Origin of the sequence: Nocardia colli (assembly GCF_008704205.1) — a bacterium.
Classification (GTDB): Bacteria; Actinomycetota; Actinomycetes; order Mycobacteriales; family Mycobacteriaceae; genus Nocardia; species Nocardia colli.
Genome location: NZ_VXLC01000001.1, coordinates 623,441 through 639,579, shown reverse-complemented (window position 1 = coordinate 639,579; position 16,139 = coordinate 623,441). Strand labels below are relative to the sequence as shown.

Here is a 16,139-nt window from a genome sequence, read left to right as displayed (position 1 = left end):
TTGCCGAAGCTCGATATGGGGTAGTTGCCCGGTGTGCGAGATTTGCGCACAAGTGGCTTATGCTTGCCGTGTTCTTGGTCTCATGACCTACCAGTCCGATTGCTAACTGTTTACTGATCGACTGAACTACTTCCCTATCGACATCGGGTTTCCGCGATGCTCGCGGCGAACGATGAGATCGACGCGCGAGAGGTGGTTGGAGCATGACCGATCTGGAGACCGGGGCGTCCATCACGCCCCTGGTTGCCGGCTTCGAACTGGCGACCGCTAGCACCCCGCTACGCCGCGCTGCCGGGCGTTTGCAGGCCGTCCTGCCCCCGGGCTGGCGCGTCGAGATCGTCGACGCGCCGAGCCTCACGGGCCGCGACAGCGAGCCCGTCCTGCGGGTGGTTATGCCGACCGACTGATCAGCCCGCCCAGCCCATGGGCATGAGCAGCGACTTCTGCTCGCAGAAGGAGTCGAGGCCCTCCGGGCCGTTTTCGCGGCCGAGGCCGGAATTCTTGTAGCCGCCGAACGGGGAGCTGGGATCGAACGCGTACCAGTTGATCGCGTAGGTCCCGGTCCGCACGCGCGCGGCGATCTCCGCTCCGTGCTCGACATCCGCGGTCCACACCGAGCCGGCCAGGCCGTAGACCGAATCGTTGGCGATCGCCACGGCCTCGTCCTCGGTCTCGTATGGGATCACCGACAGCACCGGGCCGAAGATCTCTTCCTGCGCGATGGTCGACTTGTTGTCCACATCGGCGAAGATCGTCGGCTCGACGTACCAGCCGCGATCGAGCCCCTCGGGACGGCCGCCGCCCAGCGCGACCCGCGCGCCTTCCGCCTTGCCCTTGGCGATGTACCCCTCGACCCGATCGCGCTGGCGCTCCGAAATCAGCGGGCCCAGTTGCACGGTCGGATCGTTGGGATCGCCGACCTTCATCGTCCGCACGTGTTCGACCAGCGCGTCGAGGATTTCGTCGTACCGGCTGCGCGGCGCGAGGATCCGGGTCTGCGCGACGCAACCCTGCCCGCTGTTCATCAAACCGGAGAACGCGAGCACCGGGATGCCCGCGATGTCCATGTCCGGCAACAGGATTGCCGCGGACTTGCCGCCGAGCTCGAGCGAGACGCTCTTGAGCTGTCCGGTGGCGATCGCGCCGATCTTCTTGCCGACCGCGGTGCTGCCGGTGAAGGTGACCTTGTCCACGCCGGGATGCGAGACCAGGTATTCGGCGGCCTCGGCCTCGGCGGGCAGCACCGAGAGCACGCCCTCGGGCAGACCGGCCTCGGTGAAGATGTCGGCGAGCATATTGGCCGTAATCGGCGTCAGCGGAGCGGGTTTCAGCACGACGGTGCAGCCGGCCAGCAACGACGGGGCGAGTTTGTTGGCCGCGAGGAACAGTGGCACGTTCCACGCGGTGACCGCCGCGACGACGCCGCGCGGTTCCCGGGTGACCCGCGAGGTGCCGAACAGTCCGGTGCGAGTTTCGTTCCACGGGAACGACTTCGCCAGTCCGGCGCACGCGTCGAGCGCGGCCACGGCGGGAATCTGGTTGAGCGTCATCGCGATCATCTGCGGAGCGCCCATTTCCGCGGTGAGCGCGGCGACCAGATCGGCCGAGCGTTCCTCGATCAGCCGGGCGGCCCGGGTGAGCACCTGGGCGCGCTCCTCCGGCGGGGTGGACGGCCATGGGCCGTGGTCGAAGGCGTGGCGGGCCGCGGCGACCGCGGCGTCGACGTCGGCGCGGGACACCGCGGGGACGCTGCCCACCGGCTCGACCGTGGCCGGCGAGATGACCTGAACGCGCTCGGCGGTGGCGGGCGCGGTCCAGCGGCCGCCGATGAACAAGCTGTCGTAATGCATGAGAACACGTTACAGTTTTGCCACCGGGTTGTCTGTAACATGTTTCAGTTTTGCCTCCCGGGCGTCCCGCTGAGCAGGACGAATCCCAACCTGTCGGTTCGCTTTTCGTAGAACGCACTATTGCGTTCTGTTGCTGGAAAGAGGATGCTGTAGCTACTGATCAGCTCGCTCGATTCCTGAACCGATACCACCATTGGGGAGCCCGAGTCATGGCGGTGCAAGTGGTCGACCGATCGTTGATGACCAGCGATCAAACCGAGCATCAAGCGAAGAGCGTTGGTGCAGGCGGATGGGTGGTCTCCTTCCTACCCGGCCGCACCCTGACCATCGAGCAAGCCACCGCGGCCATGCAGGCAGCCGAGGCCGTCGCCGTCGTCGGGGTGCTGGCCGACCAAGTCGGGTTGACCACGCTGGAAACCGTCGGACTGGCCATTCAGGAATCGCCGTGGGCCCGCCCGCTGCACGAACCGTGCGGCCGGCGCACCTGGCGCAGAGGCTGGCTGGAGCGTTAGCGCTACTTCTTGGTAGCCACCACGACGAGATTGCTCACCAGTAGCTCTCGCACGAGCGGGATGCGGACCAGCCACCAGGCCCAGCGCGGGTGATAACGCGGGAAGACCGTCCGCACGTCGGCGGAAGTGCCCGCCGCCCAGCGCAACCCGTCCGCGGCGCGCACCGCGAACAGCGACGTGCCGAACCGATTCTTCGGTTCCTTCCCCAGCTTGCGCCGGTACCGGCGCGCGGCGTACTCGCCGCCGAGGTAATGCCACGGCCCGGTCTCGTGCCCGCCGAACGGCCCGTGCCACACCGTGTAGGACAGCACGATCAGCCCGCCCGGCCTGGTCACCCGCACCATCTCGTCCGCCATCCGCCACGGCTCGGCCACGTGCTCGGCCACATTCGACGAGAAACAGACATCCACCGCGTCGTCGCGGAACGGCAACGCCATCCCCGAGCCGCGCACCGCACCCGACACCGACAACCCCGCCGCGTGCATCTCCGACGGATCGGGCTCGACCGGGATGTACCGCGCGCCGGTCTTCACGAATTCGTCCGCGAAATACCCCGGACCGCCCCCGACGTCCAGGATCGTCGCGCCGGCCAGGCCCGCGCCCGTCACGTCGGTGTAGAAATCGCCGATCATCGCCGCGCTGTCCTCGGCCAGGCCGCCGTAGAACACCGCCGGATCGGTCTGCTCGAACCGAAAACTACCGAGCAACCGCAGCGACCGGCGCAGCGTCGCCCGGCGCGCGAACCGGGGCGCGCGCGAACCATCGGCGGGCGTCTTTTCGGCTTTCAACACGGCGCCGAGTCTCGCATAACGGCGGTGGGCCGCGGTGCGCACCGGTCGGTGATCGGCTCGCGCGCGACTACTCGGGTTAGGGTGTAGCGCGATATCCGACGATCCCGACCGGGACCACCTGACCGAGAGAAGCTCGACCGTGCGCGAAGTCCTCCTGCTGTGCTGGCGAGACACCGGGCACCCGCAGGGCGGCGGCAGCGAACGATACCTCGAACAGGTCGGCGCGCAGCTCGCCGCACGCGGGGTCAAAGTCACCCTGCGCACCGCCCGCTACCCCGGGGCGCCGAAACGCGAACACCTCGACGGCATCGACATCAGCCGGGCGGGCGGGCGGTTCTCCGTCTACCCGCGGGCGCTGGGCGCGATGGCGCTCGGCCGGCTCGGCCTCGGACCGCTGCGCGGCCTGCGCCCCGACGCGGTGATCGACACCCAGAACGGCATCCCGTTCTTCGCCACGGCCGCCACCAAGGCGCCCGCCGTCGTGCTGGTGCACCACGGGCACCGGGAACAGTGGCCGGTCGCCGGCCGGTTGGTCGGCCGGATCGGCTGGTGGATCGAGTCGCGACTGTCGCCGCGGGTGCATCGGCGCAACCAATACCTGACGGTCTCGCTGCCCTCGGCCGAAGAACTCGCCACGCTCGGCGTCGACGGGTCCCGGATCGCGGTCGTCCGCAACGGCGCCGAACCGGTTCCTGCCGACGCGCCGACCGGAGCCGCCGAAACCCGCACCGAGAACCCGCGCATCGTGGTGCTGTCGCGGCTGGTGCCGCACAAGCAGATCGAGGACGCGCTGGCCGCGGTCGCGCGACTACGGACCCGCATTCCCGGCCTGCATCTCGACGTGATCGGCGACGGCTGGTGGGCCGACAACCTGAAGGCCGACGCGCACAGCCTCGACATCGCCGACGCGGTCACCTTCCACGGGCACGTCGACGAACGGCGTAAGCACGAACTGCTTTCCCGCGCTTGGGTGCACGTGCTGCCCTCGCGCAAGGAAGGCTGGGGTCTCGCGGTCATCGAAGCCGCGCAGCACGGCGTGCCGACGATCGGCTATCGCAGTTCGCGCGGACTCACCGACTCCATCGTCGACGGTGTCACCGGGCTGCTGGTCGATGACGTCGCCCAATTGTCCGACGCGGTGGGCGAATTGCTCGACGACCGTGCGGCGCGCACCGTGATGGGGGAGAAGGCGCGCTCGCGGGCGCGTGAATTCTCCTGGGAGCAAACGGGAAACGGTGTGTACGAGGTACTGGCCGCGGTTGCCCGAGGTGAGCACTCCTCCGGCTTGATCGCCCCACGTTCCGCGCACTGAGCGCGGCGTCCTGCCGACTCGAATCGCTTCGCGTCAGCGCTTGCGGCGAGTAATCGTTGCGATGAGCAGTCCGCCGACGAGCAGGACTACCCAAAGTACGTGGGCTGCAATGGCAAAGGCACGATCCGCCGACGATGCATGGTGCCGCTGGATCGTTCCGGGCACTCGGTACAGGGTCAGGTCGGCATCGCTAAATATCGGCTCGAGTTGGGCCAGTGTTGTTTTCGATTCGCCGAGGGGGCCGGGAGTGCCGCGTTCGAGCAGGACCCAGGCCACGCCGTGGCCGGCCAGTTCCTGAGCTGAACCACCGTGCAGCAGTAGCGTTTCCACCGCGCGGGCACGGGTGCCTTCGCCGGATACGGTGCGCCCGCGTACCGGAAGTTCGCCGGTTTGGAGGACATCCTGGGGCAGAAGGCGGGGAGCCGGATCCAGGACAGGCGCTTTCCCGCTGTATCGAAACTTCCGGAACATCCCGCCGGGCAGCACCGCGACGTCGCCGGAATCGTCCATCCGGTCGGCGACCTGCTGCCATCCGGCGGGGTAGTGCACAGGTCGCATCGCACCGCCGACGCCCCACGCGAGATCGAGTAGCGGCAGCACCAGCAGGGCGATGAGAATCGTTGCGACAGTGCCCGTCACAGTTGTGGATAACTTCGGCACCCGGTCAAAACCTGCGCTCGGCAAGGTCGCATCGTCGGCGACGACGGTCGTCGACGAACCGATCTCTTGTTGCGCCGGAGATTGCGGGGGCTGTGTATCAATGGTCCGCTGTGCATTGTCGGTTGCCGCGGCCATCGAGAATTGTTGGGCGAGAACCCCGCAACCCGCCGCCGCGCACAACACATAGGCGGGCATCGCCAGCGCCACATACTTCTGGGTATCCCGCAGCAAGCCCGCGCCGGGCACATGCGCGACGAGCCACTCCAGCACCTGCATGCCCCACGGCGTCGCGCCGAGAGCTGGCAGCAGAACGGCGAGCGCCGCGAGGACGACGAGTGCACGGCGAACGTATCGATCGTCGTCGTCGGAGATCACCGAGCGCACGCCCGTCGCCACGATGACGAGCAGCAGAACGGTGCCGATCAACGCGAGCAGCGTTGTGCGCGAATCGGGTACCGCGTCGCCGTTCCAGATGCCGCCGAGCCCCGCCAGACTGCCCAGCGTGCCCAGACCGGGCTCGGCGCGGGCGGCGAATGCGGCGATGCCCGCCGGATCCGACGGTTCGCCGGCCGCCCCGGACAACGCGGTGGCGGTCAACCACGGCACCGAAGCGGCGACCAGCAAGGCCAGCACACCGGCGAAATGCCGCCGCCCGGCCAGCGACAACGCGGTGACGCCGGCGAGCAGTGCGCCGGTCGGCGTGAGTCCCGCCGCGGCAAGACATCCCGCCAAACCCGCCCACGTGCCCGCAGTGCCGTCGGTCCGAATCCGGTACGCGGCCAACGCAACCCACGGCAACGCCGCGTACCCGGCGAGCAAACTCCAGTGACCCTGCAAAAGGCGCTCGGCCACATACGGATTCCACAGCGCCACCGTCGCGGCGACGAGTTGTGCACCGATCGACGCACCCAGCAGTTCGCGCGCCAGCACCGCGGCTCCGTAGCCTGCGGCCCACAGCGCAACCAGCAGAATCGCCTTGACGATCAGACCGCCATCGATGACCGGCGACAGCACCGCCAGCAACGTGTCCTGCGGCACCGCCCGCGGCGCGGCATCACCGAGCCCGAGCGCCGAATCGGTCAGATACGACCGCGGCGTACTCACCGCATCGCGCAGCAGCAGATACCCGGACCCGAGCAGCGGGCCCATGATGAGCAGCGCGAGCACCGCGCTGTACCCGGCCGGGATCCACCTCACCCACCGGTCGCGTCGTCGCTGCTCGCTCTCCGTCACGCTTGTGCACCCTACGGTCCGCCCGTCCGCGCTACCCATCCGCACACCGTGCCGCGACGGCCGGAAAATAACTCGGCATCGAGGCCACACAGCCATATCCTGGCTCGATGGCCCGGAGATCCCCGCAGGAGAAGAAGCAGCTGAGCTACGCCAAGGACTGCCGCAACACCTACGGCGAGAACGACAAGGCGTCGCGCAAGAACCTGCCGCGCAAACGAGCGCGGGTACACCGCGCCAACCGACACCGGGCGCACGCGGATCTGCACAGCGCGACCGGGCCGCTCGATGTCGAGGCGTCCGATGCCGCCGAAATCCGGCTGCGCGGCCGTCGCCCCAAGCTGTTCGACAAGCGGCCGGACCTCCCGCTCGGCGAGTACGTCCGCTGGCAGCTCAGTCGACGACCAGCTGATCGGGCCTGAACACACAGACCTTCCACAGGTAGTACGGGCACGGTGAGCCCTGGGAAGATCTGCGGGTCCGGGCCGATCGCGGCGGGGCGGACCGTAGCTGCCGACTCGCGGGTGGGACGATGGCGAGCGTGTCTGCTGTCCGTCGGTTTCCTGTGGTGGCGGATCTGACGTTGGTCACAGCGGGTGCGATGACCGCCAATGTCGCGGGTTACCTGCTGCAATTGCTGGCCGGACGATGGCTGGGGGTCTCCGGATACAGCGAGTTCGCGAGCCTGCTGGCGGTGCAATTGTTGTGCGCCGTGCCCGCGCTGGCGTTGCAGAACGTGGTGGCCCGGGAGCTGGTCCGGGGAGCGAGCGTCGTGGCGCTGCGCGGATTGCAATGGCGGTGCGCCGTGATCGTCGCGGTCGTCGTGGCGGTGCTGGTGCCGGTGGTGACCACTGCGTTGAACGTCGGTGTCGCGGCGTGCGCGGCGGCGCTCGGCGCGGCCCCCGCATTGGTGCTCCTGTCCGGAGAGCAGGGAGTTCTCCAGGGCGGCAGGCGTTTTCGGGCGCTGGGTGTCGTGCTCGGCGCGGCCGGAATCCTCCGAGTGGCACCGGCGCTCGTGGTGCTCGCCGCCGGTGGCGGCGCGGCGCCGGCGCTCTGCGCGGCCGCACTGGGCATCGCGGTCGCCGCGGTCTTCGCGCGATTCGTCGCCGGCTCGCCGCCCTCGCGGCCGCGCACCGGAACCGACGAAGACGAGGTAGTCCACGCCATCGGCGTCCTGCCGGTGCTGCGGGCGGCGCAGGTGCAGGCGGCGCTGATGGCGTTGTCGTCCACCGATTTGATCGTCGTCCGCATGGTCCTCGACGACGCGGACGCCAGCCGCTACGCGCTCGGCACCATCGCCGCGAAGATCGCGTTCTGGCTGCCGCAGGCGGTCGGCGTCGTGCTGTATCCACGGATGGCTCAGCCCACGCATTCGGCCCGCGCGATCAGGTCCGCGCTCGCGGTGTTGTCGGGCATCGGCATAGTCGCGGTCATCTGTGCCGCGATCGCCGCGCCGCTCGCTCCGCTGCTGGCCGGCCAGGATTACGCACCCATTCAAGGCTTGCTGTGGCTGTTCGCTCTGCACGGCGCGATCCTCGCGGTGCTGCAAGGCGCGATGCTCTCCGCGATCGCCGTGGACCGCACCGCGCTCGCCGCGCTGACCTGGCTCGGCCTGGCCGTCGAAGTGACACTGATGGTTTCGTTCGCCCGCTCGATCCCGGCCCTGATCACCACCGTCGCCTCCGTCGCGGCCGCCACCACTCTCGTCGTGGCGGTAATCGTCCTGCGCACGGCCGATCACGGCAGCGACCTCCACAGTCGCCAGCCCGAGCGACTGCCGTAGTTACCTGCTCGATCAGCGCCCGATCCAGGCCTGCGCGGCGTGCTGGTACGCAGTCCCGGGGCAGCGTCGTGACCACACCAGCGCAGCACTGGTACGGAGCCGCGCATACGTTTGCCCGGCGCGAACGATATCGCTGGAGAATTCCTGCGCAGCGGTCGAATTCGTACGCGCGATGCGACTGTTGCCCTTGGCGGGAGGCTGACGAGCCTACGATCGGACGCATGATCACTGCTGTACACACGCTGGTCTACGCAGAGGATTCAGACGCGGCCCGGGCGTTCTTCCGGGACGTCCTGCGCTGGCCGAATGTCGACGCGCACGAGGGCTGGCTCATCTTCGGCACCGGCCCGAGCGAACTCGGCGTGCATCCGGCCGACGGCACTGTGCGCCACGAGATCTCGCTGATGTGCGACGACCTCGAGCAGACCGTCGCCGAATTGCGCGAGCGCGGAGCGCAATTCGCCGGCGAGATCGCCGACCGCGCCTTCGGCCGCTGCATCGACCTGCGCATCCCCGGGGCGGGCACGATGCTGCTCTATCAACCCCGGCACCCGGTCGCCTATTCGCTCGGAACATAAGGGCCGAAAACGAATTCGGCCCCCGGGTCGATGACCGGGGGCCGAACTCTTCAGCTAACTCAAGGCTGCTTGGTGATCTTGATCTGCTCGGTCGGCGGATCGTTGTCCACCCGGCGCGCGCCACGACCCTGGCTCAGCGGCCCGCCGCCACCGGCCGCGGCAGGCGTCGAACCGCCACCGCGAATACCGAGGACCGCACCGACGATCAGCGCGATGACACCGAGCACGCCGAGGATGATCGGCATGATCCGGCCGTACAGCGACAGCTTGTCGATGTTCTCCTTGGCCACCGAGATCTGCGACTCGATGGTGTTCTCGTCGAACACGATGTGCGACTTCAGCGCGGTGACCTCGGGCTTGGAATCGCGGCCGTAGTACAGGTGGATCTGCTCGCCACCCTTGATCACGGTGCCGGTCTTCGGCTCGACCCACAGGTCACGGGTGTTGGTGTACCAGCGCGCCATGGTGACGTCGCCGTCGCCGGGCACGCCCCACTTCGCGGCGGGGAAGGTCAGCTTGTTGGTCGGCGCCTTCACCACGTCGTACAGATTGGTCGCCGGGATCGACTGCTGGAAGTGGTAGACCTTCATGTTGTTGATCTCGGTCTCCTCGACGAAGTTGACGTCGAAGGTCTTGCGCGCGTTGAGATCGAAGTACGGGTAGGCCTTCTTCTCGGTCCCGATCGGGAAGCGGTACTGCAGGCCGGTGTGCTGCACCGGATCCGCGACCGACTTCATTTCCTTGTCCACGGTGACCGCGATGGAGCCGTTCGGATCCTTCGAGACCGGTTCGCCGGTCTTACGGTCGATGGTGACCCGGTCGATGGTCGCGGTGAGCAGGCCGGTGTCGCCCTGCTTGTCGATGCGCCGCAACGTCTGACCCGCCTGCACCGTCATCTCGGTGGCGTCGGAGGGCTCCTCGACGGTGAGGAAGCGCTGCGAGACCAGCGGCACGTTCGAGTCGATCTTCGCGGCACCCTCCGGCGCGGTGAGCGACTTGGAGTCCAGCACCAGGCTGTCCTCGCCCGGCGCATTGGTCGCGATGGTGGTGATCTCGAGATCGAGGGGAGTCTTCGCCAGTTTGCCGACGGTGTAGGTCGGGATCAGCAGCGCGGCGACAATCAGCAACGCGCCGAGACCCACGAGCAGGCAGGCCACCGTCCTTCTGGTTCCGGCACTCAGTGCCATGCAAACTCTCCTCGTCGTAGAACAGGGTCGTTCCGGCGAGTACGGCGGGCCTCCCGCGGCACTCGTGAGCCCCGACACTAACAGTCCGGTGTCGTACCATGCGGTGCCGAGGCCGGAAACGGCCGAGAAATCGCCCGAGTTTAGCGTGGAATGTGAAACGCCGAGTTATCACCTGAGAATTGGCAAGGCAGACTGGAGCCCGATGACCGCGACAGTGTCTACTTCTGCCACCCCGGTGCCCGAATCGGTGCGGACCCGCGCCTTCCTGCCCGCGCTCGAGGGTATGCGCGGAATGGCCGCGCTCGGAGTGTTGTTGACGCACGTCGCGTTTCAGACCGGGGCCGCGGGCACGCCGGTGATCGGGCGGGTGCTCGGCCGGTTCGACATGGCGGTCGCGGTGTTCTTCGCGCTCTCCGGGTTTCTGCTCTGGCGCCCGCACGCCGCCGCGGCACGGGGTCTCGGCCGTGCGCCGTCGCTCGGTTACTACCTGCGTCATCGCGCCGCGCGCATCTTGCCCGCGTATTGGGCGGTGGTGTGCGCGGTGCTGATCCTGCTGCCCAGCGCGGCGGGCACCGCCGGGTTGCGCGTGTGGGTGTCGAATCTGGCGCTGCTGCAAGTGTTCGTGCCGTTGACGCTGACCGACGGACTGACACAGATGTGGAGTCTTTCGGTCGAGGTGGCCTTCTATCTGGTGCTGCCGCTGCTGGCGTTCGCGGTGATGTGGTTGCGCGGCAATGCCGCTCGCCTGCGGGTGCCGGTGCTGCTCGGCCTGGCGGCGGTGTCGCTGAGTTGGAACTTCATTCCGGTGCCGACGCCCGACGCGATCCATTCCGACAATTGGCTGCCCGGATATCTGCCGTGGTTCGCAATGGGAATGGTGCTCGCCGAACTGTCTTTCGATAGCGAACAGCTATCGCGCTGGCGTCGGTGGGCCGGGAATCAATGGTTGATGTGGACCATCGCACTGACCGCGTTCCTGGTCTCGTCCACCGATATCGGCGGGCCCGGCGGGCTGACGCACGCCGAGCCGTGGCAGTACGCGGCGAAGATGGCACTCGGCGCGATCATCGGTTTCGCGTTGCTCGCGCCGCTGGTGCTCGGCGACACCGGCCGGCCGCATCGCTGGCTGACATCGCGGGTGGCCGCGACCATCGGACGCTGGTCCTACGGCATCTTCCTCTGGCATCTCGCGGTGCTGTGGGTGGTGTTCCCGGTGTTCGGGATCGTGCCGTTCAGCGGAGACTTCCTCTACGTCCTGGTGCTCACGGTCGCGCTGAGCCTGCCGGTCGCGGCGGCCGGCTACGCGCTGATCGAGGAACCGATGCGGCAGTGGGCGCGCGGCCGGGACCGGGCGAAGCCGAAGCCGGAAGTCGAAGAAGAGGACCGGCTCGCGGCTCCGTGACGTTCAGGTATCCAGCTGCCGGTGCATGTCGAGCAGGTGATGCCGGAGCTCGTGCAAGGTGTGCAGCGCGAGCCAGCGCAGCGACCGCTTCTCCGGTTCCGGATAACTGAAGATCAGCGTCCGCTCCCAGTCGCCGGCGTCCAGCCGGTCGAGCACATTGGCGAACAGCAGTGCGGCGTCGCGGAGTTGGCGTCCGACATCGGAGGGCTTCTGGTCCGCGTAGCCGTCGTGCTCGACCCGCTCGTCGCGACCCATCGGTGTGGTCTCGGGGGTATCCGAGCGCCGGGCGGCCAGCACGCGCTCGCGCTGCATGAGCAGCACATCGCGCACATGGCAGGCGTATTCGAGCGGGGACCAGGTGTCGGGGCCGGGTCGCTGCCGTAATTTCGGCGAGTCCGTGAGGAGCAGATCCGCGTATTCCACCGCGTGCTCATTCGCCAGCGGCGCGACCTCGGTCGCGCGGGTCAGGTCGTAGACGAAACCGCATTCCGCACAGGTACTCACGCAGGGTCACATTATCAACGAGGTTCGTTGTGGCGCAGCCCGAATGGCCGACGAGTCGGCAGCGCGGCGACGCCGACCGCGATCACCGCGAGTACCGCGGGGAGTTGGGCCCACAGCGAACCGCCCATGTAGCCGCCGGCGGCGCGCCATGGACCGGTCGACAGGGCTGCTGCCGAGAGTGCTGTGCCGAGGCCGGCGACGATGACCAGCGCGCGTGGGGGGAACCTGGGGATGAATCGGACGGCGGCGAGTGCGGCTGCGGCGGCGACGGTTCCGACCGGGCCGGCGATGAGGGTCGCCGCGGCGATCAGGCCGATCGCGCCGAGCCAGCGGGGCGCCCAGGTTCGTAGTGTGGAATCCGGTACGGCGTCAAGGGGATTCGTCTCGGTGGTGTCGGTATCTTCCTGATCAGGCTCGGTATTCGCCTTGGCGTCAAGCTCTTTCGCGGTACGTGCGCGTCTCGGAATGGCCAGCGCGATCAATGGAAGGAGTAGCAGGAGGCCGCCGAAGATCCCGAGGCGATACCAGCGATCGGTGGGGAAGGAGACGGTGACGGGTCCTTCGGTACCGGGCGGAAGCAGCCAGGCTTGTTGCCAGCCGTCGATGACTACGGGCTCGAGCGTGCGCCCGTCGGAAGCTGTTGCGCGCCAGCCGATATTCGTGCTCAGCGGGAGCACGAGCAGGCGGGTGCCGGAAGCCGACGAGGTCGGTGCGGTGAATCCGGTGCGGTCGAGGCGGAGCCGGTCGACGAAGAACAGGTCGGTCGGCCCGACGGTGACATCGGCTCGGCCTTGCGCCAGCGCGAGGTCGCCGGAATCGGCCTGGAGCGCGTCGTCCGCGCAGAGCTGTGCGGGAACCGGTGCGCTGGAACGCAGTTGGTCGGCAGTGGCGGTGACGGACGTGCGCCGGAGTTGTCCATCGATATTGACGGTGGGCCCGATCTCGCACGGGACCGTGATTTCCCGATCCAGCGCCGCGGGCGCGGGATAGTCCGGACCGAGCACTTTGACCTCGGCCAGGCCCGGTGGTTGCGACTGCACGAAGCCGAGCGCCGTCATGTCCAGGACCGGCTTCCAGGTCCGGATGCTGAGCTCGATGCGATCGGTCACGGTGGGGTGCAGGGAAATTCGGCTCGGCTTGCCGGGCTCGCTCTCGTGCAGCTCGCGCACCTGCGGACCGTCCCCGAGATTGACCACGACCGAGGTGGGTGCGGCGGGCAGGCCGCCGAGCGACGGGGTCAGGTCCAGGCCGGTCACCAGCGCGGGCTCGGGCAGCTCGATCGTGAGGGTCGGCCTGGCCCCGGTCGGCGATCGCACCGAGTCCTCCGGTGCGGTCCAGCTGGTGCGCGGATCCCCGTCGGTGGCGGCGAACGCGGCGCCGCGCACATCGCCGACGTCGGCCTTGCCCCGGGCGATCGGCTGGTCGCGGTCGGTGAGTAAGGCCTCCAGCGCCGGGCCCTGCCTGGTCCGAACGGTCAGCCGGGGTGTCACCGACATGGGTTCGGGCACCGTCAGCGTGCGCTGGAAATTGCCGGGCTCCTCCGGCGCGAGGGCGAGGCCTTTGCTGCACCGCACCCGATTCGGCGATTCGAAACACGCACTGCGTCCGGGGAATTCCTGTCCGAGGTCCCAGCCTTCGAGCTGCGCGCCGGTCTGCGTCGGCGGCAGGACGGTCCGGTGCCGGATGTCGACGTGGACCGGCCGATCGCGGACCGAATAGTCGTCCAGGCCGAGTTCGCTGATGCCGAATTGCCCGCCGCGCTTGCCGGTTTCGGTGCGGATCGCGGTGATGGTGACCCACTGCGTCTTTCCCGCGGGCAGCGAAACCGACACGGGCGTGCCCGGTTCGGGGATGCGCGTGGTCACGGTGCCGTTGGCGGTGCGGACCTCGACCCACTTCACCGGATCGCCGATGGCGGCCGCGCTGGTGCTGAAGGTCAGCTGCCCGACCCGGATCGGCTGCTCCAGGTCGAGTCGAAGCCATTGGCCGAGGGCGTATTCGGAGCCGTTGCTGATCCAGGACGTCGCCGGATCGCCGTCGACCACGGCCGCGGTGGAGCTGCCCGGCGCGGCGCCGCCCAGCTGGGTGGCGTCGGCGGCCGAGCTGGACGCGGTGATGGTCGCGCCGGACCATTCGCCGTGCACCAGATCGGCGCCGTCCACCGGATAGTCGGGCACCAGGTTGTGCGTGCGGCGGGCGTCGTCGGGGGCGCGGACGGCGGAATTATGGTTGTCCACCCGGCCGAAGTCGGACTCCCGATCCATCGGGGTATCGGTGACGGTCAACGGTCCGCGTGGCAACCCGGCACGGGCCGCGTCGGCGGCGAGCAGGGCGGGCGTGCCGGTGGTTCCCGGATCGCGATGCAGTCGTTCGAGCACCTCGGGCCCGCCCTGCACCACGGGGACCGAGTCGAGCGGAACCGTGTACGCGCCCGGGAACGATTGCGGCGCACCGGTTCCGCTGCGCACCTCGGCCGGTGTGCCCGGCGTCGGCGTCTGCACTCGATAGATCTCGACCGCCGGGTACGCCGGCCGCAGATCACCGTCCGCGACCAGATCCTCGGCGATGACCTTGGCTTCGATCGGATCGCCGAACTCGGCCACCTTCGTCAGGCCGGGTGAACCGTCGATCGCGCTGTGCGCCAGCATCGGCCGGGTCGAGCGGGACGTCTCCGGGTCGAGATCGTTGCGCAACACCAGAATTCCGATGCCCTGCGCGGCCAGCGTCGCCGCGAGTCCGGCCGACGGCCTGCCGTCGGCGATCAGCCGCTGCACCGAGTCCATCGCGCGGATGGTGCCCGGCGGGTTCAGCGGCACCGAGTCGCGGATCGCCCACGGCGTGCTCGCCAGCGCCTGCAACGGCTCGTCGCGGGTCAGCCCCCACACCTGACTGCCGAACGGCGCACCGGGCACGACCAGCGCGCGGGTATCGGAGGCATTGTGCCGCAACCAGTCCGCGGTCTGCTGCCAGTACGCGGGTACCGCGTCGTAGGCGCCGCGCGGGGCGAGCTTGCCGGTCCACGCCAGCGAGGTGGACAGGGTGAGCGCGGTAAGGATCAGCGCGGCCACCGCGACGCGGCGATCCCGCTCCGGATGCGCGAACACGCTGCGCCACACCGGCATCGGCACCGAGGCGGGCAGCGGCACCTTGGTCAGCAGCTGAGCCAGCCCGAGCACCAACGGGATTCGGATCAGCGGCTCCAGCTTGTGCACATTGCGCAGCGGCGCGCCGCCGGAATCGAGGAACACCCGCACCGACTCCGCGAACGGTCCGCCCAGCTCACCGACGTAGCCGGCGCAGATGCCGACCAGCCCGACGCACAGGATCAGCGTCAGCCGCCCGCGATACGGCATGGACCGCATCGCCAGCCCGGCCATCCCCGCCGCCGCGAGCAACCCGGTGGCTAGCACCGCCGCGGGCTGGGTGACCAGCACCGCGCCGGCGATGCGCTCCGGCGAGACGAACGGCGTCCAGCTGTCCGTGCCGCGCAGCACCTCGGCGAGCGAGGCCCACTGCGTGGTCACCCCGGACGATTCGATGTAGTCCAGGAACGGCGGGCTCACCTTGCCGAGCAGCAGTAGCGGCACCGCCCACCAGAACGTGGCCAGCACCAGCAACGGAACCCAGGCCCTGGTGAATCGCCACCACTCCCGGTTCGGCCGATACGAGGCCCACCACAGCAGCGCGGGCAGGAATGCGGCGACCGTGGCCACCGCGTTGACCGATCCCATGAGCGCGAGTGCCAACGCGCTGCCTGCCGCGGATTCGGCGCCACCGCGCCGCGGTCGGTCGGTCCGATCTGTGTCTGTTGCCTGTCGTCTACGCCGTCGATAACGGATGCCGAGCGCCGCCGGCGCCAGCAACACCCACGGGGCCAGCATCATCGGCAGCGTCTCCGAGGAGATCGAGCCGAGCGTGGTGAGCACCCGCGGCGACAGCGCGAACGTCACCGCCGCGATGATGCGCGAACCTCGGGTGCCTATGCCGAGGGTCTCGCACAGCCGGATGATGCCCCAGAATCCGGCGAGCAGCAGCAGCGCCCACCAGATCCGCTGGGTGGCCCAGGCGGGCAGGCCGAGGATGTGGCCGAGGGAGAAGAACGCGCCGTGCGGGAAGAAGTAGCCGTAGGCCTGGTTCTGCACCTGCCCCATCGGGGCCTGGCTGCTCCACAGGTGGCTGGCGCGTTCGAGGAAACCCAGCGGGTTCTGCGCCAGGTCGTATTTGGTGTCGGCGACCGTGCGCCCTGGCGTCTGCAGGAAGGTCAGCAGGAACGCCGCGAGCACCGTCCCGATGAACCAGCGTCTACCCAGCGGCGCAGTCGAGTGCCGCC

13 protein-coding genes are annotated in these 16,139 nt (G+C 68.8%); 7 read left to right on the top strand and 6 right to left on the bottom strand.

The genetic code is table 11. The annotated features are described in order from the left end of the window. The first annotated feature begins 203 nt into the window (after positions 1 to 203). On the top strand, positions 204 to 407 hold the full coding sequence (locus F3087_RS03115; RefSeq protein ID WP_150400225.1) for a hypothetical protein: 204 nt from the start codon (positions 204 to 206) through the stop codon (positions 405 to 407). On the opposite strand, the gene F3087_RS03110 is transcribed toward F3087_RS03115, so the two are convergent. Continuing rightward, the gene (locus F3087_RS03110; RefSeq protein ID WP_150400224.1) at positions 408 to 1,850 is read right to left on the bottom strand and encodes an aldehyde dehydrogenase; all 1,443 of its coding nucleotides are present in this window, start codon (positions 1,848 to 1,850) and stop codon (positions 408 to 410) included. Positions 1,851 to 2,059: 209 nt separating this feature from the next. On the opposite strand from F3087_RS03110, the gene F3087_RS03105 reads away from it, so the two are divergent. After that, positions 2,060 to 2,362, top strand: coding sequence for a hypothetical protein (locus tag F3087_RS03105; protein ID WP_150400223.1), 303 nt, complete (start codon positions 2,060 to 2,062; stop codon positions 2,360 to 2,362). Positions 2,363 to 2,364: 2 nt separating this feature from the next. Here the strand turns inward: F3087_RS03105 and F3087_RS03100 are convergent, their stop codons facing one another. Beyond that, positions 2,365 to 3,153, bottom strand: a complete 789-nt coding sequence (locus F3087_RS03100) for a class I SAM-dependent methyltransferase (protein ID WP_150400222.1) — start codon at positions 3,151 to 3,153, stop codon at positions 2,365 to 2,367. Between the two features lie 139 nt (positions 3,154 to 3,292). Here F3087_RS03100 and F3087_RS03095 point away from each other — a divergent pair, with 139 nt between their 5' ends. Next, positions 3,293 to 4,465, top strand: a complete 1,173-nt coding sequence (locus tag F3087_RS03095; protein ID WP_150400221.1) for a glycosyltransferase family 4 protein — start codon at positions 3,293 to 3,295, stop codon at positions 4,463 to 4,465. A gap of 33 nt (positions 4,466 to 4,498) precedes the next feature. Here F3087_RS03095 and F3087_RS03090 read toward each other — a convergent pair whose 3' ends face one another. Further along, entirely contained in the window at positions 4,499 to 6,274 is a 1,776-nt protein-coding gene (locus tag F3087_RS03090; protein WP_223884863.1) for a hypothetical protein, read from the bottom strand. A 191-nt stretch (positions 6,275 to 6,465) separates the two neighbouring features. Here F3087_RS03090 and F3087_RS03085 point away from each other — a divergent pair, with 191 nt between their 5' ends. The 3 genes from F3087_RS03085 to F3087_RS03075 all read left to right on the top strand — a co-directional run bounded on the left by F3087_RS03085 (position 6,466) and on the right by F3087_RS03075 (position 8,716). Further along, on the top strand, positions 6,466 to 6,777 hold the full coding sequence (locus F3087_RS03085) for a hypothetical protein (protein WP_150400220.1): 312 nt from the start codon (positions 6,466 to 6,468) through the stop codon (positions 6,775 to 6,777). 110 nt (positions 6,778 to 6,887) lie between these two features. Then, positions 6,888 to 8,138, top strand: a complete 1,251-nt coding sequence (locus F3087_RS03080) for a polysaccharide biosynthesis protein (RefSeq protein WP_150400219.1) — start codon at positions 6,888 to 6,890, stop codon at positions 8,136 to 8,138. Positions 8,139 to 8,359: 221 nt separating this feature from the next. Then, the gene (locus F3087_RS03075; protein ID WP_150400218.1) at positions 8,360 to 8,716 is read left to right on the top strand and encodes a VOC family protein; all 357 of its coding nucleotides are present in this window, start codon (positions 8,360 to 8,362) and stop codon (positions 8,714 to 8,716) included. A gap of 59 nt (positions 8,717 to 8,775) precedes the next feature. On the opposite strand, the gene F3087_RS03070 is transcribed toward F3087_RS03075, so the two are convergent. Continuing rightward, complete coding sequence (locus F3087_RS03070) at positions 8,776 to 9,903, bottom strand: DUF3068 domain-containing protein (RefSeq protein WP_150400217.1); 1,128 nt, start codon at positions 9,901 to 9,903, stop codon at positions 8,776 to 8,778. A gap of 202 nt (positions 9,904 to 10,105) precedes the next feature. On the opposite strand from F3087_RS03070, the gene F3087_RS03065 reads away from it, so the two are divergent. Beyond that, on the top strand, positions 10,106 to 11,305 hold the full coding sequence (locus tag F3087_RS03065) for an acyltransferase family protein (RefSeq protein WP_150400216.1): 1,200 nt from the start codon (positions 10,106 to 10,108) through the stop codon (positions 11,303 to 11,305). Positions 11,306 to 11,308: 3 nt separating this feature from the next. On the opposite strand, the gene F3087_RS03060 is transcribed toward F3087_RS03065, so the two are convergent. Both F3087_RS03060 and F3087_RS03055 read right to left on the bottom strand, forming a co-directional pair. Next, positions 11,309 to 11,809: a DinB family protein gene (locus F3087_RS03060; protein WP_396897524.1), complete on the bottom strand. Its 501-nt coding sequence runs from the start codon at positions 11,807 to 11,809 to the stop codon at positions 11,309 to 11,311. Positions 11,810 to 11,823: 14 nt separating this feature from the next. Beyond that, positions 11,824 to 16,092, bottom strand: a complete 4,269-nt coding sequence (locus F3087_RS03055; protein ID WP_150400215.1) for an alpha-(1->3)-arabinofuranosyltransferase — start codon at positions 16,090 to 16,092, stop codon at positions 11,824 to 11,826. Positions 16,093 to 16,139: the final 47 nt, after the last annotated feature.

Coding starts and splice junctions, on each gene's coding strand:
- F3087_RS03115 (WP_150400225.1), top strand. CDS start 204: ATGACCGATCTGGAGACCGGGGCGTCCATCACGCCCCTGGTTGCCGGC.
- F3087_RS03110 (WP_150400224.1), bottom strand. CDS start 1,850: ATGCATTACGACAGCTTGTTCATCGGCGGCCGCTGGACCGCGCCCGCC.
- F3087_RS03105 (WP_150400223.1), top strand. CDS start 2,060: ATGGCGGTGCAAGTGGTCGACCGATCGTTGATGACCAGCGATCAAACC.
- F3087_RS03090 (WP_223884863.1), bottom strand. CDS start 6,274: ATGGGCCCGCTGCTCGGGTCCGGGTATCTGCTGCTGCGCGATGCGGTG.
- F3087_RS03085 (WP_150400220.1), top strand. CDS start 6,466: ATGGCCCGGAGATCCCCGCAGGAGAAGAAGCAGCTGAGCTACGCCAAG.
- F3087_RS03080 (WP_150400219.1), top strand. CDS start 6,888: ATGGCGAGCGTGTCTGCTGTCCGTCGGTTTCCTGTGGTGGCGGATCTG.
- F3087_RS03075 (WP_150400218.1), top strand. CDS start 8,360: ATGATCACTGCTGTACACACGCTGGTCTACGCAGAGGATTCAGACGCG.
- F3087_RS03070 (WP_150400217.1), bottom strand. CDS start 9,903: ATGGCACTGAGTGCCGGAACCAGAAGGACGGTGGCCTGCCTGCTCGTG.
- F3087_RS03065 (WP_150400216.1), top strand. CDS start 10,106: ATGACCGCGACAGTGTCTACTTCTGCCACCCCGGTGCCCGAATCGGTG.